Annotated in this window: 2 protein-coding genes; both read right to left on the reverse strand. The window is 43.9% G+C overall.

Annotation, left to right across the window (positions count from 1 at the left end):
• The coding region (locus A3762_RS16925; RefSeq protein ID WP_197469330.1) for a TraB/GumN family protein at window positions 1-510 on the reverse strand (510 nt) is incomplete at its 3' end.
• A gap of 6 nt (window positions 511-516) precedes the next feature.
• A partial coding sequence (locus A3762_RS16930) for a DUF416 family protein (protein WP_068756747.1) occupies window positions 517-1004 on the reverse strand: 488 nt, incomplete at its 5' end.

Genomic DNA, 1004 nt, shown 5'->3' on the forward strand with positions numbered 1-1004 from the left:
GACCGGTTTTTTATACTGCGCTCGATCAAGGAAATAACGGTCAATGCCATAACTCGCTTCATAGCCGAGCGACTGAGCTTGGAGAGCGGCTAAGCTCAGTCCAAGAAAACCAGGCCGGTATGATCCAAACAAAGCGTCAGGCTCACTGATACCCAAAGCACGAAACATCATTTCAATACGTTCAACCAAGGGTGCAGAAAGTTCATCGCGATAATGCACGCCTTCTGGATATAGAGCATATTTTGACATCAATGCATTCATATCAGCCTCTGAAACGCGACTTTCATCCGCTTCCACCAAGAGAACATCTGACTTTGTAAAACGATCAAGAATCTTCTTGTCGAATGGATAAAAGCTGCTATTTGCCATGTGAACCGCCCCTATCAAGTAAGCACTTGCATACTTGTCAGAGTCTTTTTTTACATCCCAGCTCAAACCAACATAAGACTCTCGCGCCAGAACAGAGCAAGAAAAGACGAGAACAATCAAAGCCAACAAAGTCGCTTTCATAACTGGCTATTCCTCTTCCAGACTAATACCCAAATTACTAACACCGTTATCATGAGCCAAAGTTCGAATTTGTATCATCAGATCTTTTGAAAGTTTATCGGCGCTGCGCAGTATGTCGCATAACTCCTGCTGAAAAGAAAACTCTCTCGCCATCAAATCATGCTTCTCAAAAAGACGAATCAAATCATTTTCATCTAAGCCTTCGCCTTCAGAGAATTCGAGAAACTCTGTCACGCTTGTAATAGATAATTGACTGCCTTCCTCTGCTCTCTTCTTATCTCGATTCAAAGCAGAGAGAAGCGCGAGCTCCCATAGACTTAAGCCAAGATTGCAAGGAATGGCTCCGAATGCAGTTTCTGCATCTTCGACAAAGTGCGCGGCCACCGTATCAAGGCACAAGACCAAACTTTCATCATTGGGCGCCATGACTCCAGACTGCCAACTCGAATCAAGTAAAGAGGAAAAGCCCTTAGGAAAAAATTCAGGATCAACAT

The sequence above is a fragment of the Oleiphilus sp. HI0125 genome (genome assembly GCF_001635355.1).